A 24,182-nucleotide genomic window follows, 5' to 3' on the forward strand; every position below is an offset into this window, starting at 1 on the left:
AGAGCCGGGCTATTGATCAAGGCGGGGTTCTGTCCATGTCCTGCTTATGGAGCCAGCGTGACGATCACGCGCAAGCCCTTGTCGGGACGGTTTTCAAGGCGGACATCACCGCCCTGACCGTGCAGAATGGTCCGGGCAATAGCCAGACCAAGGCCGGTTCCGCCGGTTTCACGGTTGCGGCTGCTCTCGATGCGAACGAAAGGTTCGAACACGCGGTCCAGCTCGTTTTCAGGCAGGCCGGGACCATTATCCTCGATCAGGATGCGGACCGCATTGCCTTTTTCGCCGGAATAGGTGGCCGGAATGAGCGTGACATGGGCGTCTCCGCCATATTTCAGGGCATTGAGGATCAGGTTGTTCAGCGCGCGTTTCAGCGCGACTGACCGGGCCTTGATGCGGACGGGCACATTGGGCGGTTCGTAGAACAGGTCGTCGGCCTTGTCCGGCAGGCTCTCGGCGGCTTCATCCATGATGGTCTGGAGCAGGGCGCGCAGGTCCAGCGTGACGATGGGCTCAGCGGAGGCGCTGTCGCGTCCGAAGGCCAGCGTGGCGGAGACCATGGCCTCCATCTCGTCCAGATCGGCCAGAACCTTGTTGCGAAGTGCGTCGTCGTCAATGAATTCGGCGCGCAGTTTCAGGCGCGTGATCGGCGTGCGGAGGTCATGGCCGATGGCGGTCAGCATGAGCGTGCGGTCGGTTACGAAACGGCGGATGCGCGTGGCCATCGTATTGAAGGCAATCGCGGCACGTCGAATTTCGGAAGGGCCATTTTCAGGCAGGGCTGCGGTGTTGACGTCCCGGCCCAGTGCCTCGGCGGCGTTGGCAAGCGTCGTGACGGGGGCGATCAGGCGTCGTGTGGCCCAGACGATCATTGCACTGCCAGCAATCGACATGACGAGGAAGGCGATCAGGAAAGTCGGAGAGCCGAACGGATTGGGCAGGGGAGTGACGAAACGCACCACGAGCCAGCAGTCCCGGTCAGGCAGGAGGATCGAGGTCGAACGCGTGCGCATTTTCTGCCCGATCAGGACCTTGCGTGGATAGAGCGACGATGGCAGGAGCGCCCAGCGCATGAAGGGCGGCATATCGTGGCGCCATATAGCGCCAGGCAAGTGGGGGGCGCCGTTCGGGTGCTCGGCATCCGCGCGTTCGCTATCCGCGTGGTCGGCAGGAAAATGAAACTCCGGTCCTGGTCCGCCGCCCATTGGGCCCATCGGTCCGGGACCAGGGCCGGGAAATCCTGGCCCCCCCATGTCGGGGTCAGGGTGTGCACCGCCCGGATCCATCGGGCCGGGAGGCGGAAATCCTTCATGGCCCTGCGGGTCTTCATGCAAACGATGCAGGAAAGACGGTGACGTCAGCGCCGGGAATGGGATTTCATGCCCCTCGATCAGTGGGTCCGGCTCTTTGAGAAGCAGGACTGTGATGTTGGAGGGGCCGTGCAGGTCTTCGATCGTGTCGTGACGGTCGGCGGGTTTGGCTTCCGCGACCGCACGGTAGATCGAAAAGACCTGGACCTGCTCTTCATGGAGCTGACTGCGCTCTTCCAGGTCAAAGCGATCCAGCGCGTGGATTCCGAGTCCTGCCGCTTCCACGACCGCAAGGCCTACGATCAGCAGAAGGCTGGTCCGGGCAACAAGAGACCGTGGCAGGATGTGCATCGGGTTCAGAGACGCTCTACTTCCGCTGCGAGCACGTAGCCGCCGCCACGGACCGTCTTGATGACCTGCGCATTGCGCCCGTCATCCTCGAGCTTACGGCGCAGGCGGCTGATGGCCACGTCGATCGCGCGGTCGAACGGCCCGGCCTGACGGCCGCGCAGCAGTTCGAGCAGCATGTCGCGTGTCAGGACGCGGTTGGCACGTTCGAGCAGCGCCATCAGTAGATCGTACTCGCCACCCGTGAGGGAAACTTCCGCCCCGTCCGGGTTCAGAAGACGGCGGCGCACGGGGTCGAGGCACCAGCCGGCGAAATGGATCTTGCGGGTATCGGCGGCCTGACGCTTGTCTTCCACATCGACTGTCCGGCGCAGTACGGCGCGGATACGGGCCAGAAGTTCACGCGGATTGAATGGCTTGGCGACATAATCGTCCGCACCGAATTCGAGGCCAATGATCCGGTCGGTTTCATCGCTCATGGCGGTGAGCATGATGATGGGGACATTGTCCTGCGAACGCAGCCAGCGTGCGACTTCAAGACCACTTTCGCCGGGCAGCATCAGGTCCAGCACCACCAGCTGGTAATGCCCGTTGGCCCAGGCTTTGCGCGCCTCGCGGGAATCACGGGCGGCCGTGACGCGGAAATGGTTGCGCTCAAGGAACTGGCTCAACAGTTCGCGGATTTCGCGGTCATCATCCACGACCAGAAGATGGGGCAGTGTTTCCGTGCTCATGACCAGAGGCCTTTCAGGAATGCTGTGACCGCGTTCGGACTGCGTGTGCCGCCCCCGAGAAGGGACGGCACTGCGGCGATGTTAGGCCAGCCAAGGCGGAACAGGCAGGTTTTTCGCACGCAGGAACTCCGGGTTGAACAGCTTGGACTGATATCGGGCACCACCGTCGCACAGAATTGTAACAATCGTATGTCCGGGACCAAGTCTGCGTGCCGTCCGGATCGCTGCGGCCACATTGATGCCCGACGATCCCCCCACCGACAGTCCTTCTTCAGATGTCAGGGAGAAGATCTGTTCCAGCGCTTCGGCATCGGGAATGCGTTCGGCATCGTCTGGAGCCGAGCCTTCAAGATTGGCCGTCACACGACCCTGTCCGATGCCCTCGGTGATGGAGCCGCCCGTGATGGTGAGGTCATTGGATTTGACCCAGCCATAAAGCGCGGAGCCTTCCGGATCAGCCAGGACGATACGCGGGGCTGTCTTCCCGGCAGCCTGCGCCTGATCGCGCAGTCCCAGCGCAATTCCGGCCAGCGTGCCGCCGGTGCCGCAGGCGCAGGTGAAGGCATCGACCTTACCGCCCGTCTGCTCCCAGATCTCGCGCGCGGTGGTGGCACGATGGCCTTCTCGGTTGGCGGTGTTGTCGAACTGGTTGGCCCAGAACCCGCCGATCTCTTCGGCCAGGCGGCGCGAGACGTGAACATAGTTGCCCGGATCGCGATACGGCTTGGCTGGCACGAGCCGCAGATCGGCGCCGATCATGCGCAGGAAGTCCAGCTTCTCACGGCTCTGTGTTTCCGGCACGACGATCACGGCCTTGCAGCCGACGGCATGGGCGACCAGTGTGAGGCCGATTCCCGTATTGCCGGCCGTTCCCTCCACGACCGTCCCGCCGGGCTTCAGCGCTCCGCTTTTCAGCGCGTCCTCGATGATTGCCAGGGCAGCACGATCCTTGACGGAGCCGCCCGGGTTCATGAACTCGGCCTTGCCATAGATGTCGCATCCCGTTTCCTCCGAGGCGCGTCTGAGGCGGATGAGGGGGGTGCCCCCGATCGCGGCGGTCATGCCCGGAGAGACGGCCTGCCACCCCTTCGTAGGGAGCTGGGCGCTGGTTTGGTGGTTTGGGGAGATGTCAGTCATAGTTCACTCCTGTGTTGGGTGAATTATAGAACGCGTTTTGGAAGGATGAGGAAGAGCATGAAGGTCCTGACGGCAAGACAGGCATGGGAAATGCTTGAAAAAGACCCTGAAAATGCCACCGGGAATGCTGATGAAGTCGCGCCGCGTCCCGTTCTGGTGGATGTCCGGACACCGCCGGAATGGATGCATGTGGGATTGCCGGATGCCGACGCGATGACCGCACCGCTCCTATGCATCACCTGGCAGCCGGATCGTCAGCAGGAGTTCGTGGAAGCGCTGCTTGAAGCTGTCCCCGATCAGCAGATACCGCTGCTGTTCCTTTGCCGGTCGGGGGTGCGTTCGCATCATGCTTCACTTCTGGCGGAAAATGCCGGTTATGCAGATGTCAGCAATATCGTAGACGGATTCGAAGACCAGCACGGCCCCGGCAAGGGCTGGCGCTCCAGCGGCTTGCCGTCCTCTTACATGCCGCTGTCGGGTTCCTGATCCGCGTCGTAATGAACTTCCAGAACGGCACACCAGGGATAGCGGCTGTCATAGCTGTGGCCTGAGCCATCGGCGATCATGCCGTTGGCATCCGTGGGAACATGGGTGAGGGCCACGGCATCGTCCACATTGCCGCCGACGATGCTCAACTCATGACCAAAGGGTTGGGCGTTCTGGTTCGTCGCTGACACAATGCCGCAATGGGCCGGAAAGCCGTAGCTGGTGGGCAGCATGGAAAAGGTGACGGTCTTGCTGCGGCCTCGGCCGACGCAGATCAGGTCGCCGATCTTCGGGGCATAGGTGCCCGGGTCATGGGCCGTAACACCACTGGACTGCCCGCTGGCAGCGGCGTTGATGTAGGTCGAGTGATTGGGCGAATACGGGAAGCGGCCGTTGGCCCCGGCTACCCGCATCACATAGGAAATGAAAGCTGCGGACCAAGCGTAATGGCCGTCATGTTCGATCTCGAAACGGGTGCCCTGGGAGTCTGTCTTGCCCGTCCAGCCAACTTCCGTCTCGTATGGGTCCTGCCCGATCCACCAGTACTCACCAATGCGCTGCCACAGGCCGGGAAGGCGTTCGGGCTTCAGTGCAGCATCGGTGGGTTCGGGCCTGTCTTCGGGGTTATCGTCCGAAACGGGGGAGCCGAACATCCGCCATTCGCGCAGGGCGATGGCAGCGACGTCCTGCCGGTTGAATGGTTCGAAATTGCGGGTGGCGAAATCCGGGACGTGGCTGTCATAGCCCACCGGACCAGTGGTTCCGTTCGCATACTGGGCGTTCGGCGTGCTGGCCGGGTACGTGCGGACACTCTGCTGGCTGGAACATGCAGCCAGTGCGAGCAGGGCGGCCGTAGCAGCCGCTCGCCTGAAAATATGCGAATCTGGCACTGTCATCCTCGTTGGGGGATCTGTTTCCCAGGCTGAATGAAGGGCCAAGACGACCGGGGCGTCAAGGATGAGCGTTCAGAGGGGCATGGCTGGCCGTATCGGCCACCATGATTTTCGTACAGGCTTTCTCAAGCGGTGCCAGGCCCGATCTCCCGCAGACCGGAACAGTGATGGGTATTGCATAGTCCCGGTCCCGGCAGGAGGGCCTCGTCAGAGGGCTTCTGTCTGCTCGGGAAAGAGGGACTGCAGTCCAGCCTCGGATGCATCACAGCGGCCGCGTTCGGTGATGAGACCCGTCACGAGCCGCGCAGGCGTTACGTCGAAAGCGGGGTTTGCTGCCGGGCTGCCCTGTGGCGCAATCCGCACGCGGCCGGCTTCCCCGTTGCTGTCTAGCCCCGTCATGAACAGGACTTCGTCCGGACTGCGTTCCTCGATGGGGATTTCCTTTACGCCATCGCGGACGCGCCAGTCGATGGTGGAGGACGGCAGGGCCACCCAGAACGGAACATTGTTGTCATGGGCGGCCAGCGCCTTGAGATACGTACCGATCTTGTTGGCGACATCACCCTGGGCGGTCACGCGGTCTGTGCCGACAATGACCATGTCAACACGCCCGGCCTGCATGTAATGGCCGCCTGCATTGTCAGCGATCACGGTATGCGAGACGCCGTGGCTGCCAAGTTCCCATGCGGTCAGGAGGCTACCCTGATTGCGGGGGCGTGTTTCGTCCACCCAGACGTGAACAGGGATACCTTCGTCATGGGCCATGTAAATCGGGGCAAGGGCAGTGCCCCAGTCCACGGTCGCGATCCAGCCGGCATTGCAGTGGGTCAGCAGGTTCACCTGTCCCTGACGGCCTTTGCGCTCCCAGATTTCGCGGATCAGTTCCAGCCCGTGACGGCCGATGGCCTCATTGACCTGCACGTCCTCATCGCAGATTGAATCGGCCTCGACATAACCTGCCGCTACGCGTTCTGTCGGCGGGACGGCTTTGAGGTGCGTCACCATCCGCTCGATGGCCCAGCGCAGGTTGATGGCCGTCGGGCGTGTGGCCACCAGAAAGGCCGCGGCCTTTTCCAGAGCCTCGTCCGACGCATCGTCCTGAAGTGCAAAAACCAGACCATAGGCCGCAACCGCCCCGATCAGCGGCGCGCCACGCACCTGCATGCTGGTGATGGCGTCAGCGACGGCGCCCACATCCCGAAGCTCCAGGAGTTCCACGTTCCAGGGAAAGCGGGTCTGGTCGAAAATTCTGATGCTGCTCGCATCGTCGGAAGGGCGCCAGAGACTGCGATAGGAAATGCCGTTGATTTTCAAGGGAACGCTCCTTGCGGACGGAAAAGGAGGGTGAGTCGCTGAGCGGGCCGCAGCACTAATGGCACGCGTGGCCCGCGACATGCTGGACCAGAGGTTCCTGCATGTGCGTGATCCGCCGCCCTAACTCAAGTCCCTTAGCGTGAAACTTTCACGCGCGGGAAGTTCAGAGAACCCTGTCGAGAATTGCCCTGGCGCTGTCTTTCCAGGGTACAGGCTGGAATTCGGCCCGGACTTTTGCCGTCCACGCCGCCAGTCCCTCAGGATCTTCGATCGTCTCGCGGATCACTGTATAAGCCTCATCAAGGCTGTAAGGGCTGAAATATCGCCCGAGCGGTCCGCCGGCCTCGGGAATGGAGGTCGTGTTGGACACCACGCACGGGCGCCCCATGGAGAGGCTCTCTGTCACGGGCAGCCCCCAGCCCTCAAAGAAGGATGGGAAAACGGAGAAGCTGCAATCCGCATAAAGGCGACGCAGGTCTTCGTCCGTGGGGTTCCGGATGAACCGGATCTTGCCGTTCAGCCAGTTCGCGTTTTCAAGCTGCTGCATGAAATCGGAAACAAGCCAGCCTTCCCGCCCTGCAAAAACAAGGGTCGGTATTCGGTCAGCCGGCATCTCTTCCAGCATCCGCCGCCAGACCCGGAAGAGAAGGGCATGGTTCTTGCGGGCCTCAATGGTCGAAACAAACAGCACATAAGGCTCACGCACCAACGCTTCCGCACTCATGCTTCCATCGGACAGACCAAACCCGGTCCCCAGGGGAATAGGGTGAACAGGAATATTCGTGCCGATGTCCTGTTCCGAAAGATACGTCCGTACGTCTTTTGCCGTGGCATGGCTGATGGCGAAAAGTGTATCCGCGAGAGGCAGGATGTCCTGATGCCAGGCGCGGAACGTCGTGATGATGCCGCGGTTGCACCATTCCGGACAGCGGATGGGAACCAGGTCGTACATGAGTAACGCGTAGGACAGTCGCAGATCATCGCGTAGCCATCTGACGGTCTGGCTGTAACTGGCGTGGTGCCAGGGGGAGCCTAGGGTCAGGAAGACATCGCCGGGGCGAGCGACATCTGCAAGTTGTGTGCCTTCCGAGAAGGTTGTGAGTTTCGGTCGGGCGTGACGCGCGTCGAGGCGGCTCCTGAGAGCTTTCAGACCCAGCCGTACGAATGTGTGGGGAAGGCCGGCGAGACCTTTAAGGATCCGGCTCTCCGTCCGCAGGAAAGCAGAGAGTGTGTCTTCCGGCGCAACCTGTTCGAGTGCCTGGACTGTCAGGGGCGGTGCATTGACCGAGGACGCTCCGGGTTTAACGCTAGTGTTGGTAGCCTCGCGGAACACGGTTTCGACCATGGTCCAGTCGACGGTTCTGAAATCTCGGGCATCGCTGGCACCCGGTCCACGGCGCACGAACTGGACGTCATGGCCGGCAAGATTGCGCAGGGCCGATCCAATTTCGAACACGACGCGCTGGATGCCGCTTGGCCGGCTGTGATGCAGCAGGTGATGCAGCAGATCGTCGATGTCGATCCACAGGGTCATGATGTCTGTCCGTTCATACGGCCCATCAGATGGGCGGAATGGCAGGCGTCCAGGATCGCATCCGCGCTGCGTTCCCAGGGGACGGGTCTGAACTGTTCACGGACTTCGTCCTGCCATTTTTTCAGGCCGGGCCTATCCTCGATTGTTTCCCGGACGACACGATAGGCTTCGTCGAGGTCTTCGGGGTTGAAGTACCGCGTCAGCGGGCCGCCGGCTTCGGGGATGGAGGTCGTGTTCGACGCAATGCAGGGACGTCCGTTGACGAGGCTCTCGGTCACGGGCAGTCCCCAGCCTTCATAAAGGGACGGGAAGATCGTGAACATGCAGCCATCGTACAGGTGGCCCAGTTCCTCATCTGACGGGTCACGGAGAAGACGGATTTTCCCCCGCAACCACTCGGTATTTTCGAGCTGTTGCATGAGGTCGGAGACGAGCCATCCGACCCGGCCCGCAAAGACGAGGGTCGGAACCTGATCCCGCGGCAGGTCCGTTACGAGACGGCGCCAGATGCGGAATGCCAGCATGTGGTTCTTGCGGGCTTCAAGGGTGGACACGAACAGCACATAACTGTCTTTCGCGGGAAGGCCCTTGGGACGTTCGTTTTCGATCCTGCGGGGCGGCCCGAAGCCGCTGCCGATCGGGATGGTCTGTACGGGGGCCAGCAATTTCAGGCGCTGTTTGCGGGCGTAATCTTCTACGGTCTCGGCCGTGGAATGGCTGATCGCCAGAAGGCGACCGCACTGGGGAAGAGTGGTGTCGAGCCAGTGCCGGAAATCCCGTATCAGGGAAATTGCGCACCATTCGGGCCGGACGGCAGGAATGAGATCATAAAGCAGAAGGACAGGCTGGATGCCGTAGGTTTTGCGCATCCGGGCCAGGCGTTCGCCGAAATCGGGCTCCGACCATGCTGCACCGAGGATCAGGAAGATATCACCGGGTTTTGGAGCGTCGGCCGAAGCGGCTGCGGGCGTAGTTGGGGACAGGGGAGCCTGTACTGCGTTGCGCGGCGGGGCGGCCCGCTGGAACTTCGTGCGGGCGTAACGGCGTAAGAGTTGCAGAGCTCTGAGCTGATTGACGGCGAGGTTCAGGAGCGGACGTGCCAGTTCGGGCGGCAGGCTCTCGATGCGCCGGATAATGGCATGACGCAGACGGCGCATCAGAGAGTGGGATGGCGTATGCGCAGCGCTGCGCCCCTCTGTGTGAGTGGGCGTTGCGTCGTCCGTGTGGGTGGAAAAAAGCGTGTTCAGCGCGTCAAAGGAAACAGGAGAAAGGAGAGAACCTGTCTCGGGAATGGCACCTGTGTTCCGACGGGTAAGAACGATACGGCCGATATCCGATTTCGCGGCAGCTTGCTGGCGGATGACGCTGAGTATTTCGAACACAAGACGCTGGATGCCGCTGGGGCGGGTGTTGTTTTCGAAATACCGGAAGATATCTTCGACATCGATCCAGATGGTGTAGTCTTTGGTCATGTGTCAGAACTGGCTTCGCTATTGCCGACGAAATCATCGGTCTTTCAAAGATCTATAATGCGGTATTGTAGAATAATCATCGCCTTGTGGGCAAGGGGTGGGCATAACGTTGCAGGTCAGTGAATAGTTTTCTTAAATATTCGATATGATACATTCCATAAAATTTGCGACATGTTTCCGACATAGTTTGTTTTTTCTGGAAATATATTCAGTCTTCCTAAGAATTTTCTGAGGTATTTGTCTGGAAAAGCTCTTTAGGGCAAAAGATCGGGGCTGATTTTTCGCGGCTCCGTAACCATGGTTCCGTAAGTTTCCGCATTTTGTCCCTCGGGAACATGGTCGTCTTCGAAGCAGGCTCGTTTTTTTTAAAACCGTTCCTTAAGACGGTTAAAAAAAAGAAACGGATGTTTGCCGATGATTGCTGCCTCGTGAAAGCTGCCACAAAGATACGCATCAGTGCGTTCGCAGTCTATTTTGCACTTTCTGCCTTACTGCTCGTCAAAGGGTTTTCCCTGCGTCACCACCTGATTGGTGTGGGGGGCGATGTGGAGTCCTTTGCCTGGATGCTTTACTGGTGGCCCTGGGCTATCGGGCACGGCATCAATCCGTTTGTGACGGATCTGGCGTGGAATGGCCTGGGCTATAACCTGACCTGGGCAACCGCACTGCCGACTTTCGGGCTTCTCCTTGCGCCTCTGACGTGGCTGGGTGGCCCAGTTCTGACGACCAATCTTGTAGCTGTACTGGCCCCCGCCTGTGCGGCTTTCGCGGCATTCGTTTTGCTGCAGTCTGTGACCAGGCGTTGGGGGCCGGCGTTTCTGGGAGGGCTGGTCTTCGGGTTTTCGCCGTATGAGATGGGGCAGTCGCTTGGTCATCTCAATCTGACGAGCATCGCACTGGTGCCGGTCTGTCTGCTTTTGTGCAAAGCCTATCTCGACCGAACGATTACAAGGCTTCGCTTTGTTGCAGCGCTGTCGATGACGGCTTTGCTCCAGCTCGGCATCTCTACGGAAGTTCTGTTTACTTCCGCTGTTATGGGGGGCGTGACCTGGTGCGTGTTTGTGGCGACTGCGTCGGGCAAGGCACGATACATTTATTTTCTTCTGGCGCGTGACGTCGTGCTGGCCGGGATTGTAACGATTACTTTTGCATCGCCTTTTTTATTCTATCTGATCAAAGGCATGAAGGTCGTGCCGGGGCAGCTGAATGATGCAGATTTCTATTCTGCGGACATTCTCAATTTTCTGGTTCCCACGCCGGTGACGCTTCCCGGTGGGACGTTGTTCAGTTCGATCTCCGATCAGTTTACGGGGAATATCAGTGAGCAGGACGCCTACATCGGGTTGCCGTTTTTTCTTTTGGCCGTCTATTTTTCAACCATAGCATTCCGGAGTTCGCTGCTGGTGAAGCGGTGTGTGCTGGTGTTCTGGATTTCCGTTCTTTTCTCGCTGGGCGGTGTTCTCCACGTCGGGAATGACGTTGCCCATGTCCCCTTGCCATGGCGTCTCGTGGATTGTTTGCCAGTTGTGAGTTCGGTGCTGCCCGTCAGATTTGCGATGTTTACCAGTCTGGCTCTGGCTGTCCTGTGTGCAGTGTTTCTCGCGCAACGTGCGACAGTGGGCCGTTATGGCGTTGTTCTATGCGGGCTTCTGTTCCTGCTTCCCGCTCCGGCAGCGCAGGGTTGGGAAGCGACGACGTCCAGTCCGTTTTTCACCGAGGCCAGTATAAAGCGTCATTTCGGCGACGATCCTGTTCTGGTTGTTCTGCCCTTCGGATATCTGGGGCATTCCATGGCTTGGCAACTCCAGTCCGGCTACGCCTTCCGGCAGACTGGCGGATATCTTGGCTATACTCCGACCAGTGAGCGTAACGACGCTGTTCTTTCGGGCTTTCTGAATAACGTCATACCGCCACATTTTGATGAGCAGCTGGGTGTTTACTGCGTCGATCATCATGCGACGGCCATTGTCATCGGGCCCGGTACCAAAGACATATTGAGACGGGCGCTCCTCGAGACACATTGGCCGGCTGAACGGGATGGAGACATGATCATCGTCCGGGTCCCGCCGCGCGAGACGCTGCCGCTCTTTCGCATTTCGGGAGATTACTGGCCAAGCCCCGCTGAAGTGAACTGGATGGGACAGCAGGTCGCGGTCGAGACGGGTGTTGTGCCAGCACGGATCGAAATTGGCCGGCCTTATGCCGTTTCTTCGCCCGGAGTGTCGGTCTCTACAGACAATATTATACGACATATTAGCTTTCAGCCTGGAGAGAAGGCTGTGCTCAATCTCCCTGCGAATAGCAGAACGACCATCCGGGCAGATAAGGTATTTGTTCCCGCAAAGGAGGGAATCAATACGGATCAGCGGGCCCTTTCTCTCCTGATTGGTCGGCGCTGATGCTGCATGAGGGGGCGTTCTGGGATGTCGGGAAGATAGCCGCCGATGAAATCCAGCCTCTGTCTGGGAGCTTTCTTCGGCCGGCAATTTTTCTCGATCGGGATAGGGTCATTAATCGCGACCATGGCTGGGGCGGAATCCGTAAGCGGTTTGAACGGGAAAGCAATGTCGGTGAAACCATCGCCCGTATTGCGGGCCGTGGAATTATATCTTTATCGTAACGAAATAATCCGGGAATATGCGTAATTTTTATTCCAAGTGCGATTTTTATTATCTCATGAACTGGGTATTCTGTAGTATTCGGTAATATTGTGATAATATTTATTTTTGAAAAATACTGACCTATGCGTCATCAGTGATTATCGGAAAATACCGGGGGACGATTATGGATCGCAAACCCGGACTAGGGATGTTTCTTGATTTGATGGAGCGGTGGAAACTATGCCCTGACTGGTGCCTCATGTTCGGGGATCAGTCTTCCGATATAACGGTCGCTCACGCGGCGGGTGTGGAAGGCCTGACTGTGGGGACTGCATCGCCTGCATAACTGATCGCTTCAAGAGAGGGTTTTGGACTGCCTGCGTTCCCTTGAGGATCAGGTTGTCGTCTTCCGCATGCAGTCTTCATAGATATCACGCAGGGTGTCTTCCCATGCGACCTGTCGTTTCCACCCCAAGGTCGAGGTGATGAGTGTCGCATCGCCTCGGGCAACCGGGATATCCGAGGGGCGTAACCTGTCAGGATCCGTGACGATTTCGGCGTTGATGCCGCTGATGGTCAGAAGATCGTCCAGAATTGAGCGAATGGAACGCGTCTCACCAGAGCACACATTCAAGATCGTGCCCGGCGTTAGAGGCTTATTCGCTGTGAAGACATCAAGATAGGCGTTGCACACATCGCGGACATCGAGAAAGTCGCGCTGGGCATCCAGATTGCCGACGCTGATTTCCGGTTTCTGGAGCCCTTTTGCGATACGCGCGATCTGGGATGCAAAGGCTGGAACCACGAAATCGGGCGACTGGCCGGGGCCGGTATGGTTGAACGGACGCATCCGGATGACCCGCAGGCCCTCTTTGGCAATTGCGCCCAGTGCCAGATCGGCAGCAGCCTTGGTCGCGGCATACGTATTGCCCGGGGCGAGGGGCGCACTCTCGGTCAGGGCTGTCCCGCGCTGGAACGTAGTGCCATAAGCTTCTGCCGTAGAGGCGAAAAGGAAGGTGCTGTGTGGAACATGCCGCAGCATGGCGCGTGCGACATTGAGCGTTCCGTGCAAATTGACGTCCCAGGCATGGTCCGGAGATTTCCGGGCCGCACCAATGGTCGAAACGGCGGCGAGATGGATGCAGTGATCCGGTTTTTCGGCTGCAATGACCTTCTCAACAGCCTGCGTATCCCGGATATCCGGGATGGCAGCTAAAATCTCGCTGCCGGGGAAGCGTCTCCGCACCTGGTGTTGCAGATGCTGCCCGACAAAACCCCTTAGCCCCGTTATGAGAAGGCGCATACGACCGTCCGCTTAAAGGCCGCTGCGTTTGCGGTGGCGGGCCAGATCAGCTTCCACCATCTCGGTGATCATCTGTTCCAGCGTGGTTTCCGGCTCCCAGCTGAGAGCTTTTTTCGCTTTGCTGGCATCGCCCAGAAGAACCTCGACTTCTGCTGGCCGCAGGAAGGCCGGGTTGGTGACAACGTGATCTTCGTAATTCAGGCCAGCCGAAGAGAAGGCGATACGGCACAGGTCGCGGATGCTTGTGGTGCGGCCCGTTGCGATGACGTAGTCATCCGGAACATCCTGCTGGAGCATCAGATACATGGCACGGACGTAATCCCGCGCATGTCCCCAGTCCCTGGTAGCATCCAGATTGCCCAGGGCCAGTTCTTTTGCCAAGCCGAGCTTGATACGGGCGACGCCGTCCGTAACCTTGCGGGTTACGAATTCGATGCCCCGCAGCGGGCTTTCATGATTGAACAGGATGCCGGAGGAGGCATGCATCCCGAAGCTCTCGCGGTAATTTACGGTCATCCAGTGCGCGTAAAGCTTGGCGGCGGCATACGGAGAGCGCGGATAGAACGGCGTTTTTTCGTTCTGTACCGGTTCCTGGATCAGGCCATACATTTCAGAGGAAGATGCCTGATAGAAGCGGGCATCGCTTTTGACGATGCGGGCCGCTTCCAGCATGTTGACAGTTCCCATGCCGGTTACATTTCCGGTCAGCAGAGGCTGCTGCCAGGATGCAGCGACAAAGCTCTGGGCAGCAAGATTGTAGATTTCGTCAGGTTTGACGGTTTCCACAATGCGAATGAGCGAGGACAGGTCGGTCATATTGCCGTCAAGCAGCTCAACATCATCAAGAATGCCGAGCCAGCGAAGACGCTCGCCGATGACATCCGCGGAAGCTGAACGGCGCAGGAGGCCTACGACCCGGTAGCCTTTTCCAAGAAGAAGCTGACTGAGATAGGCGCCGTCTTGGCCAGTGATTCCTGTAATGAGAGCTGTAGGCATGCTTTTCCCAGTCCGGCTTGATGACAATCTGTGCCCACCATACGGGCTCGTAGGGTTTCAGGGGTTAACCTTCCGTATCACAGTGGTCAATGTTTGAGTGGGGGCCTGCGGAGACACTCGGTAACAGAAATAGGGACTGTCTTTTGCAAATCACTAAGAGGTGTCTGTGGGGACGGAAATATGCTCACATTGTCGCAGCTAAGGGGCTACTGGAGACCCTCTCGACAGCTCAGAAGTGTCCTGGTTACAGTATGTAGCAAAATATCTGAATGGAAAGATGATGGCATCTTACAGGAAACCTGAGAGGTCTTCGTTTCATATTCCTGCGGAGTCACAGGATGCTCGCTTTTCTGCAGGAGAGGGCAAGTCAGCGCTATCGGCTGTTGAGAAGTATCGCCTGCTGCGTGAAACGCGGCGTGTGCTCAGGCGCGAGCGTCGCGCCGCTGAGAGGAAGGTCGACCTGCGTTAAGAGGCAGATGCCGAGGTGCTGATGCTCGAGCCGGACATGACGGGAATCTCAGTCATTCCAGGATAGGCTGACGACAGCTTGGCGAGGGGGGCAGGGCGCCCCATCAGAAAGCCTTGTGCCGTGCTGCAGGAAGTGTGCCGCAACATGTCGAGTTGGGCAGCGGTTTCGACGCCTTCGGCAATGACTTCCATCGACATGGCGTGCCCTAGTGTCATGATGGCGCTGACGATGCTTTGGGTTTGCGGGTCGTTCAGCATGTCCCGGATGAATGAGCGGTCGATCTTGATCCTGTCGAAGGGGAAGCTGCGCAGGTAATTGAGGCTTGAAAACCCGATACCGAAATCGTCCATGACGATTTTCACGCCGAGAGCACGGATTTTGCTCATGGTTTCCAGATTGCGCTGCACAGCCTCGAGAAAGATGCTTTCCGTCAGTTCGAGTTCGAGCCGCTCTGCCGCCAGTCCTGTCTGGAGCAGGGTCTGGATTACGGCGGCGTACATGTCGTCGTGAAGGAACTGGATGGCGGAAATATTGACGGCAACTCTGACGTGCGAGGGCAGTTTACTGACCTGGGTACAGGCTTCGAGCAGTACCCATCGGCCGATTGAGACGATCAGGCCGCTTTCTTCCGCAACGGGAATGAAATCGTTGGGAGGAATGACACCTCTTATGGGGTGCTGCCAGCGCAGAAGTGCTTCAACGCATTCGATCCGGTTTGTTCTGATGCAGATCAGGGGCTGGAATTCCAGGAAAAACTGGTTTGTCTCAAGTGCTCGTTGCAGATCGTGTTCCAGCTCCGAGCGATGATGGACATCGGCCTGCATGAGGGGGGTGAAGCTGATCCAGTCCGGCGACTGAAGGCGGCGTGCTTCGTTCAGGGCCAGTTCTGCGTAGTGGCAGGCCGTTTCGAAACGATAGGTGTCGAACGGGATGAGGCAGCACCCGATGCTGGCCGTCAGATGTATCCTGTGTCCGTCTATCGAAAGGGTAGCGTGGAAAATATCCCGGACGATCTGAGCCCAGCGCGTTGCCTGGCCCGGGTGTTCGTAAGGGATGGGGCAGAAAATACCGAAATCGTCGTTGCCCAGTTGTGCGACGATGCACTCTTCGGTCAGGAAGGCCCGAAGACGTTTCCCGATTTCGTTGAGAACGTTATCGGCGATGCAGGTGCCATAACGCCCGCTAATGGTGCGGAAACGATTGATGTTGGCTCGCAGGAGGATCCCTGCGGGCTGCCGCGTTGTTTCGTTGCCGAAAAACGCTTTTACGGCTTTCCCGAACTCTTCCTGACCGCATAATCCCGTGTCACTCTCCGCAGACAGGCTGCGGAATGTGGTCAGGAACGGGGGAAACGTAACGGCCAGGGCCAGGCAATCCAGGTCATTGCGTCGCAAGGGTATCAGCCGGAATTCGACCTGGAAACTCCGTCCTTCCAGTGTTCGGAGGGTACCGGGACGGTAACTGTTATCCGGTGGGGCTGTCAGGGCTCCGGGCAGGATATCGCGGATGGAGGGAAAGTTCTGGAGATCGGTTCCGACGCAGGAGAGAAGGGGTCTGTTGGCCTCGATGACCCGGTCCTGGTGGAGGATGGCCAATCCTTCGCTGGAGGCATCGGCGAGATGATGGATAGGAAACAGCGCCGTGATGTTTTCTCGTGATGTGCTGTCCTGTGTCTTTTCCCGGGGCGCAGTCGTCGGAAGGGTGACGTCCGCACGGGGTGGAACTCCTTCCTGGCTGATCCTCTGGGAAATATGCACAATCATTTCGGTCCCTCTGTCTCTCAAGAAGATGGCCCGGCTTCTATTAAGAAACTGGAAATGTCAGACAGTCATAAACTGAGCAAACTGCAACAAAATGTTTCTAAAACGAGGATTCGGCCATCATGCAGCACCCCGTCCTGACCATTCTGCCGCCGCGGGAGCGTTATGAGGCGGGTCATGCGGGGGCGATTTCCCTTCTTGTCAGTCGGAAAGCACAGTTTTCGGATGTGGTGGCAGGGGTTGGACGGATCGGTATGCCTTTGCCCGGCGGGCAATACAGGCCGTTAATTCTGCCCCGGGTTCCGCTCTTGCGGAATTGGCGTCTGCGTCTCGCCTGTGTGGCGATGATGCGGCTGTGTCGTCCTGCTTTGACAGAAATTCACAATCGGCCCGATCTGGCGCGCTTTCTGGCCCGGTTCGGGCCCGTCAGACTGATTCTTCATAACGATCCCTGCACCATGCGCGGTGCACGCTCCGTCCGGCAGAGGGAAGATCTTGCCCGGCATGTTCTGGTCTGCGGCGTTTCGGACTGGGTGACCGGGCGTTTTTGTGAAGGATGCGCGCCGCTCAGGACGGAGGTGCAGCCTAACTGTATCGACCTGTCCGTATTGCCGACGGCCGGTCTGCGGCAGAAGGTGGTGCTGTTCGCGGGGCGGGTTGTGGCTGACAAGGGGGTAGATGCATTTGTCCGAGCATGGGGGGCGATCCGGGCGCAGTATCCGGGATGGCGGGCTGTCATTATGGGGGCCGACCGTTTTGGACCCGATTCACCGGAAACACCATTTCTGGAAAAGCTGCGGCTTCAGGCTGCCGCAGCGGGGGTCATGATGACGGGGTACCGGCCTCATGATGATGTGCTGGAGGCGATGGCCGGGGCGGCTGTCGTGGTGGTGCCCAGTCGCTGGGAAGAGCCTTTTGGCATGACTGCGCTGGAAGCCATGGGGTGCGGCGCGGCAGTTGTTGCGTCACCCGTGGGTGCGCTGCCTGACCTGGTGGGAGATGCGGCCTTGCTCGCAGCGCCGGATGAAGCCGGGGCGCTGGAGCAGGCTTTGAGCCGTCTGATGGACGACGAGGGTTTCAGAACCCGGTTGGGCGAACAGGGGCGCAAACGGGCGGCGCTGTTTGATGTTGCGACTGCCCGTGTCCGGCAGGAAGAACTGCGGCAGGCGGCGATTGCATTCGCGCGTCGCCCACAGCAGCTTTGAGGTCAGTCCCGTGCCGGGGGTGCCATGAAGGTCGGGTCGATGGGGTTGGGGACATGCCGGGCCAGAATATCGTCCACGGCTTTCTTTTCCTCGTCGGTCAGGGACCAGCCGAAGACGTCCTTCACGCCTGAGACCTGACCCGGTTTGCGGGCACCCCACAGGGCGATGATCGGGCCCTGATCGAGAAGCCAGCGAACGGCGAAGGCCATTACCGACTTGCCGCGCTTTTCGGCAAGCTTTTCGAACTCGTCGACGGCTGCGAGGTATTTCTCGAAATTCGGCTTCTGAAACTTCGGATCGTTTGAGCGCAGGTCATCTTTCGGAAAGGTCGTGTCGCGGTTCATCTTGCCTGTCAGCAGGCCGCGGCAGAGGGCGCCGTAAGCGAGAACGACGGCATTGTGCTTTTCGGCGTAGGGAAGGATGTCCTTTTCGATGGTGCGCTCGAAGAGGTTTAGCGGGGGCTGGATCGTGGCGAGAGGAGCGACTTCGCGGAAAATGTCCATCTGTTCGGGCGAAAAATTGCTCACGCCGAGGGCGCGGATCTTGCCTTCCTGATGGAGCTTCTGGAGTTCACGGGCGCTCTCGTCGATCGGTGTCTTGTCGTCGGGCCAGTGGATCTGCTCGAGGTCAATCGTTTCCACGCGCAGACGGCGGAGCGAGTCTTCGACCTCCTTACGAATGCGGGCCGGGCGTGAATCCCGGAAGACCTTCATGTTCTTTTCGTCTTCGCCAACCCAGTGCAGGCCGAGCTTGGTAGCGACATGCGCCTTGTGGGGCTTCTCGGCCAGCGCGCGGCCAACGATTTCCTCGGAATGACCGAAGCCGTAGACCGGGGCAGTGTCGATCAGGTTGATGCCTTCGTCGATGGCAGCATGGATGGTGCGGACACCGTTGTCATCATCGGGGCCGCCCCACATCCAGCCACCGATGGCCCAGGTACCTAGGGCGACGCGGGAGAGAGGCGTATCGATGCCGGGGATGCGGATGGTGTCGGATGCCATGAGTGTCTCCACTTGAAATAGACAGTAACGAAAAAGCGCTTCGGACTGTAAGTGGTTGCATGGCAGCAGGAAACCTTCCATCCACGCCAGATGCGTTTCTCTCCTTCTGTCCTGACCCGGATCGGCCGCTGGGCCGCCGTAGTACTGCCTCTGACCCTGACGCATGTGCGTGTGGCGGGTGAAGCCGATCTTGATCTTCTGGCCGTGCTGCTTCTGCTACATTCGTCTCTGACCGGGCGGCGTCAGGGCGGATGGGACTGGTTCCGGGAGCCTTGGGTTATCGCCACGTTCTGCTGGTGGGGCTGGCAGGTATTGTGCACGCTGTGGGCGTCGCCGGGGCACGGGGCGCTGGTTCAGTCTCTGCTGGCAATCCGGTTCCCGCTTGCCGCCGCTGCTTTGGGCTGCTGGTTGCTGAAGGATGCGCTCTGGCGTCGGCGTGTGTTGTGGCTGACCTGTGCGTGCGCGATCTATATCGCGTTTCAGATGCTGGTCCAGGCTGTGTTCGGGCGCAATCTGTTCGGGATTCCGCGCTTTCATGACGGAACACTGACCGGACCCTATGCGCATCCACGCGCTGCGGCACCTCTGTCCCGGTTGATTTTACCACTGCTGATGGTCGGGTGCGCGGCGGCGGAAGGGGCGCGGAGCCGTCTGATGCGAACATTGGGGCTTTGTGCGGCCACGGTTTTGGCGGTCGGTATCATGGTTCTGGCCGGGCAGCGGATGCCGCTTGCGCTGTCTCTGCTGGGGATTGGTGTCTGTGCGTTGCTGTACCGGCCGATGCGTCCGGCGGCACTGGCTGCGGCCGCGATGCTCCCGGTTTTAGTGCTGGTGGCTCGGGTATTTTCGCCGGGCAGCTTCTTCCATCTCGTGACGCTGGCACGGCAGCAACTCACGCATTTCGGTCAGTCGCCCTATGGTGAAATCTATACCCATGCTGTCGTGATGGCGCAGGCGCACCCTTGGATCGGGCAGGGTTATGATGCCTACCGGCATTACTGTGCTACGCCCTCCACCTTTCATGGAATTGCGGGTCTGTCTGATACCATACCGGGCCAGGGATGGCTGTCCCTTTGTGTGCAGCATCCGCACAACCACTACCTTCAGGCGCTGGTCAATGCAGGAGTGCCGGGGCTTATCCTGTTCGTGTTGATGATTGCGACCTGGTTGAAGGCGATTTGGCCGGGACGGAATGGCGCGGCCATTTCGATCGGCCTGTTTGCCGCGGTGTTCATTCAGGAATGGCCGATCGCGTCCTCGTCGGACTTCCTGAACCTGCCGCTGAGCGGCTGGGGCTTCCTGCTTCTGGGGCTGGCGCTGGCCTATGGGACATTCCGGGGTGGGGACGGGTTTCAAGCGGACAGGGACCGGCCTATATCGTAAGGCAGATTACGGAGGCTTTATGTCCAGCACCCCTGACACCATCCCCCAGACTGCTGCGTCTGACCGGAGCGGCACTGTTCCTGTAACGGTCCTCACGGGCTTTCTCGGCGCCGGCAAGACGACGCTTCTCAATCATATTCTGACGGCCGAGCATGGCCGCAAATATGCGGTTGTCGTGAACGAGTTCGGCGAACTTGGGATCGATAATGACCTTGTCGTGGATGCCGATGAGGAAGTGTTTGAAATGAACAACGGCTGCATCTGCTGCACGGTGCGCGGGGATCTGATCCGCATTCTGGGCAGTCTGCTGCGCCGGCGGAACCGTTTTGATGGTATCATTGTCGAGACCACCGGGCTGGCCGATCCGGCTCCGGTCGCGCAGACGTTCTTCGTGGACGAAAACCTGCGTGAGAAGGCTCGTCTGGATGCGGTCGTGACGGTTGTGGATGCGTTCAACGTCATGGAAACGTTGGACGAAAGCCCCGAAGCGGTGAACCAGATCGCGTTTGCCGATGTGATCGTGCTCAACAAGGTCGATCTTGCGGATGAAGAACGCCGCAAGGAGATCGTGGCCCGTCTACGCAAGATCAATGCGGTGGCGCAGATCCATGAGGCGCAGCATGGCGGCGTGAAGCTGACGGATATTCTGGACCGGGGTGGCTTCGATCTGACTCGTGCGCTCAAGACGATGCCGGACTTTCTCGAGAACGAGCATCACTCGCACGAAGAGGGCATCACCAGCATTTCCCTGAGCATCAAGGACCTGATCGATCAGCGCCGTTTTCAGGCCTGGATCGGAGCAATCCTTCAGGAGCAGGGAGCAGACATCCTGCGGGCCAAGGGCATTCTGCATTTCAAGGGCGAGAAGGACCGCTTTGCGTTCCAGGCTGTGCACATGATGGCGGATGGCGATTTCATTGGTCCGTTCCGCGAGGGCGAGAGCCGGGACTCCCGTCTGGTGTTCATCGGGCGCAATCTCAACCGTCCGCAGCTTCGGCGCGGCTTTGAAAGCTGCATTGCGGAATGATGGGTGATCTTCTGACGGACCGGGGCGGAGAGCGCCGCTTCGAGAGCCCGGTTGTCCAGGTCATCTCCTCGCGGGATGGTCACGGCTTTGCAGCGCTGACGGCGGACGGGGAGCTTGTGCTGATCCCACGGGACCGTCTGCGGGATCCAGAAAGCTGGACGGTTGTCGCAGTGCATGACGGCGGGCTGTGCCTGACGCGGGATTGCGCTCCGGATGCGTTCCTGTCAGGCGGCGAGGACGGAAAGCTTGTCCGGACGTTCGCTGACGGGCGGAGCGAAATCCTGCATGAAGGCCGCCGCTGGATCGACTGCGTGGCGAGCACGCCAGACCATCTGGCGTTCTCGACGGGCAAGCAGGTCGAGGTCCGGAAAGCAGAAGGGCGGGAGACGCTCAAGGTTCTGGAGCATCCTTCGACCGTGACTGGCATCGTTTTCGATGCAAAGGGCAAGCGGATCGCGGCGTCACACTATAATGGCGCGTCGGTTTGGTTCGTGCAGGCGAAGGTCGATACCGTGCGGCCGTTCGAATGGAAGGGCAGCCATATCGCGATTGCCATCCATCCGGGCGGGGAGGCACTGGTGACGTCCATGCAGGAAAATGATCTGCATGGCTGGCGCCTGTCGGACGGGCACAATATGCGTATGAGCGGCTATCCGAAGCAGGTGAAGTCGCTGGCGTTTACGCGCAATGGCCGCTGGCTGGCGACGGCCGGGGCGGATGCGATCATTCTGTGGCCGTTCTTCGGCGGTGGGCCGATGGGCAAGGCTCCGGCCGAACTGGCACGTCTGCCGGGCCTGTTTGTCAGTGCGGTCTGTCCGAATCCGAAAGAGGACATCATCGCCGCGGGCTATGAGGACGGGACGGTCGTTTTGGCGGAAATCGGCGGAGGCGACCAGCGTGTTCTGCCGCTGTGTTCCGGGCAGGACACGAAGCGGGGCAAGGTGACGTCACTGGGTTTCACGCCGCAGGGTGGGGCTTTGGTGTTCGGAACCGAAGAGGGTGTTCTGGCCGCGATTGACCTGTCCAGTGCGGGCTGATGCCTGAAAAGGCCGGCAACTTTTCTGATGAATTGTTGCTGCGCCTGAAACACGGTATGTTCGCTCATGCCCAGCATGGACCCCGCCTCAAAAGCGCCTGTGAAGACCGTGGTTTCACCGGACGCCCTGCGGCTTCCGGCGGAGCGGCCTGATGATCTGAATATGTACGGAGATCTGAGAGCATTTTCAGATCTCGACCTTGATGACATTGCCGTCGCGGCAGCGGCTGTCTGTCGCACGCCGATCGCGCTGGTTAGTATTCTCGACGGGGACCAGCTTTGGTTTTCCGCGCGGGTCGGTACGGATCAGCCGTCTGGGGCCCTGGCCAATTCGGGATGTGCGCCTGTTATCGCGCGCGGGGTTCCGGTGGTAATCCCTGATATGCTGGCCGATCCCGAGACGCGGAAGAACGGTCTCGTCTGTGGGGCACCGGGCCTGCGCTTTTATGCAGGCTATCCGCTGTTCACCGTAGAAGACGAGGTTTTCGGCACGCTGTGCGTTGTGGATCATCAGACACGTCCGCAGGGTCTGTCGCAGGCGGAAAATAGCGGACTGGCGGCTCTGGCGCGTCAGGCCATGCGGCTGATGGAGATGCGTCGGGAAACGGTGGCGCAGGAGCGGCGTCTGACGGCGCAGCAGATTCGTAGGGAGCGGGCCACCAGGCAGGCCAGACAGGCAGAGGCGGAACGTCGGCAAACCCTGGAAAAATACGCTATCCAGCAGGCTGCCGGTGCAGCCGGCGGGGTTGGAATCTATGAATATGATCTGACCAGCGGGGACATCGCCGTTTCCCCGGAAGTCTGCCGCATTATCGGCCTGCCCGTCACGGATGTCATAACGGCGCGACAGTGGGTGGGGCAGGTGCATGAAGACGATAAGCCGCAGATCCCGGTTCTGTCGCAGTTGCTGGACGGATCGGCACCGCTGAAACTTGAATATCGCGTGGTGCGGGCGGATGACCAGCGGGAACGCTGGGTCCTGCGCCAGGGGGTGCTGGACCGTGATGAGGCCGGGCGTCCCGTCCGCCTGATCGGGACAATCCAGGACATCACGCCTGAGCGGAATGCGACCAGCCGTCTGACAACCCTTCTGGCGGTGGGCGATGCCCTGCGTATGGCCACGACGCGCAGAGAGGCGCTGACGAAGTCTGGCCAGCTCCTGGGGCAGCGGCTGGAGGTGCAGCGTGTCGGGTTTGCGACCGTTACGGTGCGTGACGAACTCTTTACCATCGATCAGGGGTGGTGCGCGCCGGGGATGCCGGTGCTTTCGGGAGAACTCTCCTTCAAGGCCTTCCGCCGGACTTCGGATCTCCTGCGTAGTGGCGCCGTCCTTATTCTGGACGACCTCTCCAGTCCATCCTGGATGCGCGAGGAGCGTGAAGCCTGTCGTGCGATGCAGGTCGAGGCGCAGATTATCGTCCCGAAAATTGATCACGGCGAACTGACGGGCTGTCTGTTCGTCCATAGCGCGCTTCCGCGGGAATGGACGCTGGACGAGACATCTTTCATCCGGGCTGCCGCGGACCGGATTTTTGCGGCGCTGGATGAGTGGGATGCCGAGACACGGCAGGAGATCGTCAATCATGAAATCCTGCATCGTCTGAAGAATACGCTGAGCATCGTGCAGAGTCTGGCCCATCAGGGGTTCCGCAGCGTGGATGACCAGGGGCCACTCACGACCTTTACGTCCCGCCTGGTAGCGCTGAGTGCAGCACATGATCTGCTGATGCGCCGGAACTGGCAGTCTACGGATCTGGCGAGCCTGGTTCAGGGTGTGCTGACGCCGCTGGGCGTGGAGAACAGGGTTCAGGTCTCGGGGGCGTTTCTGAAGCTGGGTCCGGATACAGCGACGTCTTTCTCGATGCTGCTGCATGAACTGGCGACGAACGCCATGAAATACGGTGCACTGAGTGTTGCCGAGGGGACGGTGTCCCTGCACTGGACGACGACAGGCACCGGCGAAGGGGCTGTCATGTCATTGCAGTGGCGTGAGGCCGGAGGACCGCAGGTTACGCCACCCGCACGGACCGGCTTTGGCGTGCGCCTTCTGAAGGCTGGACTGGGACGGCACGGGAAAACGGAACTTCACTACGCCCCGACGGGTTTATGTGCAGATCTGACCGCTCCCATCCTGTCGCTTGCGACGGCCTGAGACACACCGGAGACCGTTTTTT

The 24,182-nt window shown here is 59.7% G+C and carries 19 protein-coding genes; 8 read left to right on the forward strand and 11 right to left on the reverse strand.

Features of this window, described 5'->3' with window-relative positions:
• Positions 1-44: 44 nt before the first annotated feature.
• The 3 genes from GSP01_RS00390 to GSP01_RS00400 all read right to left on the reverse strand — a co-directional run bounded on the left by GSP01_RS00390 (position 45) and on the right by GSP01_RS00400 (position 3,529).
• Positions 45-1,661: an ATP-binding protein gene (locus tag GSP01_RS00390; RefSeq protein WP_141349524.1), complete on the reverse strand. Its 1,617-nt coding sequence runs from the start codon at positions 1,659-1,661 to the stop codon at positions 45-47.
• A 5-nt stretch (positions 1,662-1,666) separates the two neighbouring features.
• On the reverse strand, positions 1,667-2,392 hold the full coding sequence (locus GSP01_RS00395; protein WP_141349526.1) for a response regulator: 726 nt from the start codon (positions 2,390-2,392) through the stop codon (positions 1,667-1,669).
• 81 nt (positions 2,393-2,473) lie between these two features.
• Positions 2,474-3,529: a cysteine synthase A gene (locus tag GSP01_RS00400; RefSeq protein ID WP_141349528.1), complete on the reverse strand. Its 1,056-nt coding sequence runs from the start codon at positions 3,527-3,529 to the stop codon at positions 2,474-2,476.
• 57 nt (positions 3,530-3,586) lie between these two features.
• Between GSP01_RS00400 and GSP01_RS00405 the strand changes: the two genes are divergently transcribed.
• Positions 3,587-4,015, forward strand: a complete 429-nt coding sequence (locus tag GSP01_RS00405) for a rhodanese-like domain-containing protein (protein WP_141349530.1) — start codon at positions 3,587-3,589, stop codon at positions 4,013-4,015.
• Here the strand turns inward: GSP01_RS00405 and GSP01_RS00410 are convergent.
• The 4 genes from GSP01_RS00410 to GSP01_RS00425 form a co-directional block, all read right to left on the reverse strand.
• Positions 3,991-4,911 (reverse strand): DUF2272 domain-containing protein, encoded by a 921-nt coding sequence (locus GSP01_RS00410; RefSeq protein ID WP_141349532.1) that lies wholly within the window; start codon positions 4,909-4,911, stop codon positions 3,991-3,993. The two genes, GSP01_RS00405 and GSP01_RS00410, sit on opposite strands and share 25 nt — an antisense overlap.
• 204 nt (positions 4,912-5,115) lie before the next feature.
• On the reverse strand, positions 5,116-6,222 hold the full coding sequence (gene mtnA, locus GSP01_RS00415; protein WP_141349534.1) for an S-methyl-5-thioribose-1-phosphate isomerase: 1,107 nt from the start codon (positions 6,220-6,222) through the stop codon (positions 5,116-5,118).
• Positions 6,223-6,385: 163 nt separating this feature from the next.
• Positions 6,386-7,756 carry a glycosyltransferase family 4 protein gene (locus GSP01_RS00420; protein ID WP_141349536.1) on the reverse strand — a complete coding sequence of 457 codons (1,371 nt, stop codon included), beginning with the start codon at positions 7,754-7,756 and terminating at the stop codon, positions 6,386-6,388.
• Complete coding sequence (locus tag GSP01_RS00425; protein ID WP_141349538.1) at positions 7,753-9,228, reverse strand: glycosyltransferase family 4 protein; 1,476 nt, start codon at positions 9,226-9,228, stop codon at positions 7,753-7,755. The genes GSP01_RS00420 and GSP01_RS00425 overlap by 4 nt, the downstream gene beginning before the upstream one ends.
• Positions 9,229-9,656: 428 nt before the next feature.
• Here GSP01_RS00425 and GSP01_RS00430 point away from each other — a divergent pair, with 428 nt between their 5' ends.
• The gene (locus tag GSP01_RS00430; RefSeq protein WP_141349540.1) at positions 9,657-11,627 is read left to right on the forward strand and encodes a glycosyltransferase family protein; all 1,971 of its coding nucleotides are present in this window, start codon (positions 9,657-9,659) and stop codon (positions 11,625-11,627) included.
• Between the two features lie 424 nt (positions 11,628-12,051).
• Positions 12,052-12,174 (forward strand): HAD hydrolase-like protein, encoded by a 123-nt coding sequence (locus tag GSP01_RS15400; RefSeq protein WP_373862327.1) that lies wholly within the window; start codon positions 12,052-12,054, stop codon positions 12,172-12,174.
• A 48-nt stretch (positions 12,175-12,222) separates the two neighbouring features.
• Here GSP01_RS15400 and GSP01_RS00440 read toward each other — a convergent pair whose 3' ends face one another.
• From GSP01_RS00440 to GSP01_RS00450, 3 genes are all read right to left on the reverse strand, one after another.
• Entirely contained in the window at positions 12,223-13,131 is a 909-nt protein-coding gene (locus tag GSP01_RS00440) for a GDP-mannose 4,6-dehydratase (RefSeq protein ID WP_141349544.1), read from the reverse strand.
• A 12-nt stretch (positions 13,132-13,143) separates the two neighbouring features.
• Positions 13,144-14,127 (reverse strand): GDP-mannose 4,6-dehydratase, encoded by a 984-nt coding sequence (gene gmd, locus GSP01_RS00445; RefSeq protein ID WP_141349546.1) that lies wholly within the window; start codon positions 14,125-14,127, stop codon positions 13,144-13,146.
• A 465-nt stretch (positions 14,128-14,592) separates the two neighbouring features.
• Entirely contained in the window at positions 14,593-16,359 is a 1,767-nt protein-coding gene (locus GSP01_RS00450; RefSeq protein WP_141349548.1) for a putative bifunctional diguanylate cyclase/phosphodiesterase, read from the reverse strand.
• A gap of 119 nt (positions 16,360-16,478) precedes the next feature.
• Between GSP01_RS00450 and GSP01_RS00455 the strand changes: the two genes are divergently transcribed.
• Positions 16,479-17,561 carry a glycosyltransferase family 4 protein gene (locus GSP01_RS00455; protein ID WP_141349550.1) on the forward strand — a complete coding sequence of 361 codons (1,083 nt, stop codon included), beginning with the start codon at positions 16,479-16,481 and terminating at the stop codon, positions 17,559-17,561.
• A gap of 2 nt (positions 17,562-17,563) precedes the next feature.
• Here GSP01_RS00455 and GSP01_RS00460 read toward each other — a convergent pair whose 3' ends face one another.
• Positions 17,564-18,562 carry an aldo/keto reductase gene (locus GSP01_RS00460; protein ID WP_141349552.1) on the reverse strand — a complete coding sequence of 333 codons (999 nt, stop codon included), beginning with the start codon at positions 18,560-18,562 and terminating at the stop codon, positions 17,564-17,566.
• Between the two features lie 51 nt (positions 18,563-18,613).
• Here GSP01_RS00460 and GSP01_RS00465 point away from each other — a divergent pair, with 51 nt between their 5' ends.
• The 4 genes from GSP01_RS00465 (at position 18,614) to GSP01_RS00480 (ending at position 24,160) form a co-directional block, all read left to right on the forward strand.
• Positions 18,614-19,945: an O-antigen ligase family protein gene (locus GSP01_RS00465; RefSeq protein ID WP_255320837.1), complete on the forward strand. Its 1,332-nt coding sequence runs from the start codon at positions 18,614-18,616 to the stop codon at positions 19,943-19,945.
• A gap of 19 nt (positions 19,946-19,964) precedes the next feature.
• A complete protein-coding gene (locus GSP01_RS00470; protein ID WP_141349554.1) occupies positions 19,965-20,972 on the forward strand; it encodes a CobW family GTP-binding protein in 1,008 nt (335 codons plus the stop codon).
• Positions 20,969-22,009, forward strand: a complete 1,041-nt coding sequence (locus GSP01_RS00475) for a WD40 repeat domain-containing protein (protein ID WP_141349556.1) — start codon at positions 20,969-20,971, stop codon at positions 22,007-22,009. The genes GSP01_RS00470 and GSP01_RS00475 overlap by 4 nt, the downstream gene beginning before the upstream one ends.
• 66 nt (positions 22,010-22,075) lie before the next feature.
• Entirely contained in the window at positions 22,076-24,160 is a 2,085-nt protein-coding gene (locus tag GSP01_RS00480) for a GAF domain-containing protein (RefSeq protein WP_141349558.1), read from the forward strand.
• Positions 24,161-24,182: the final 22 nt, after the last annotated feature.

Source organism: Gluconobacter sphaericus NBRC 12467 (assembly GCF_006539125.1).
In the GTDB taxonomy this organism is placed as follows: Bacteria; Pseudomonadota; Alphaproteobacteria; order Acetobacterales; family Acetobacteraceae; genus Gluconobacter; species Gluconobacter sphaericus.

What these genes read in the sequence shown, in the direction of transcription:
- GSP01_RS00390 (WP_141349524.1), bottom strand. Translation starts at nt 1,661, where the DNA reads ATGCACATCCTGCCACGGTCTCTTGTTGCCCGGACCAGCCTTCTGCTG.
- GSP01_RS00395 (WP_141349526.1), bottom strand. Translation starts at nt 2,392, where the DNA reads ATGAGCACGGAAACACTGCCCCATCTTCTGGTCGTGGATGATGACCGC.
- GSP01_RS00400 (WP_141349528.1), bottom strand. Translation starts at nt 3,529, where the DNA reads ATGACTGACATCTCCCCAAACCACCAAACCAGCGCCCAGCTCCCTACG.
- GSP01_RS00405 (WP_141349530.1), top strand. Translation starts at nt 3,587, where the DNA reads ATGAAGGTCCTGACGGCAAGACAGGCATGGGAAATGCTTGAAAAAGAC.
- GSP01_RS00410 (WP_141349532.1), bottom strand. Translation starts at nt 4,911, where the DNA reads ATGACAGTGCCAGATTCGCATATTTTCAGGCGAGCGGCTGCTACGGCC.
- GSP01_RS00420 (WP_141349536.1), bottom strand. Translation starts at nt 7,756, where the DNA reads ATGACCCTGTGGATCGACATCGACGATCTGCTGCATCACCTGCTGCAT.
- GSP01_RS00425 (WP_141349538.1), bottom strand. Translation starts at nt 9,228, where the DNA reads ATGACCAAAGACTACACCATCTGGATCGATGTCGAAGATATCTTCCGG.
- GSP01_RS15400 (WP_373862327.1), top strand. Translation starts at nt 12,052, where the DNA reads ATGGAGCGGTGGAAACTATGCCCTGACTGGTGCCTCATGTTCGGGGAT.
- GSP01_RS00440 (WP_141349544.1), bottom strand. Translation starts at nt 13,131, where the DNA reads ATGCGCCTTCTCATAACGGGGCTAAGGGGTTTTGTCGGGCAGCATCTG.
- gmd (WP_141349546.1), bottom strand. Translation starts at nt 14,127, where the DNA reads ATGCCTACAGCTCTCATTACAGGAATCACTGGCCAAGACGGCGCCTAT.
- GSP01_RS00450 (WP_141349548.1), bottom strand. Translation starts at nt 16,359, where the DNA reads ATGATTGTGCATATTTCCCAGAGGATCAGCCAGGAAGGAGTTCCACCC.
- GSP01_RS00455 (WP_141349550.1), top strand. Translation starts at nt 16,479, where the DNA reads ATGCAGCACCCCGTCCTGACCATTCTGCCGCCGCGGGAGCGTTATGAG.
- GSP01_RS00460 (WP_141349552.1), bottom strand. Translation starts at nt 18,562, where the DNA reads ATGGCATCCGACACCATCCGCATCCCCGGCATCGATACGCCTCTCTCC.
- GSP01_RS00470 (WP_141349554.1), top strand. Translation starts at nt 19,965, where the DNA reads ATGTCCAGCACCCCTGACACCATCCCCCAGACTGCTGCGTCTGACCGG.
- GSP01_RS00475 (WP_141349556.1), top strand. Translation starts at nt 20,969, where the DNA reads ATGATGGGTGATCTTCTGACGGACCGGGGCGGAGAGCGCCGCTTCGAG.
- GSP01_RS00480 (WP_141349558.1), top strand. Translation starts at nt 22,076, where the DNA reads ATGCCCAGCATGGACCCCGCCTCAAAAGCGCCTGTGAAGACCGTGGTT.